The 666-nt window shown below is 57.4% G+C and carries 1 protein-coding gene; it reads left to right on the top strand.

What is annotated here, in order from left to right; genetic code table 11:
* Window positions 1–30: 30 nt before the first annotated feature.
* A partial coding sequence (locus NKH23_RS34480) for a M24 family metallopeptidase (protein ID WP_353036813.1) occupies window positions 31–666 on the top strand: 636 nt, incomplete at its 3' end.

Here is a 666-nt window from a genome sequence, read left to right as displayed (position 1 = left end):
CTCATGCCCACATCTAGTCAACAGGAACGCGTGCCCGCATTTAGTCAACAGGAATACCGCGAACGCACGCGTCGACTGCGCCAGCAAATGGCGGCGCACGGTATGGACGCGCTGCTTGTCATGAACGAGTCAAATATGAACTATCTCACCGGCTATGACGGATACTCGGATTATGTTCCGCAGCTCGCTCTCGTGTGTCAAGACGAGGAAGATCCGTGGCTGATCTTGCGCGAGATCGATACTTTGTGTGCAACGCCCACCTCATACCTGCCGCAATCGCGCATCCTCAGTTATCCCGAGAAATACATTGGGTCGAGCCAGCGGACGGCATGGCAGCCGATTGGCGATCTGATCCGCGAGCGCACTAAGTCGAGCCGCATCGGGGTCGAACTGACGGCCAAGACGTTTGGAGTGAAGGATCATGCCGCCCTCGGCAACAGCTTGGACTTATCGAAGGCCATCGATGCCGATGGAATGATCGGTAAACTGAAGACGGTCAAGTCAACAGCTGAGCTCGCCTATATGGAGCAGGCCGGAAAGATCGTAGATAGGGCCATGCAGGTGGGCCGGCTCGAGATCGCTCCTGGCGCGCGCGAATGCGACGTGGGCGCCGCCATATCGAATGCTTTGGTCAAAGGCACTCCGGAATTCCCTGGGGGTGTTTGC

The sequence above is a fragment of the Mesorhizobium sp. M1328 genome (genome assembly GCF_040318075.1).
GTDB lineage: Bacteria > Pseudomonadota > Alphaproteobacteria > Rhizobiales > Rhizobiaceae > Mesorhizobium.
The sequence above is the reverse complement of the archived record's forward strand: the minus strand, read 5'-3'. Positions and strand labels throughout refer to the sequence as shown.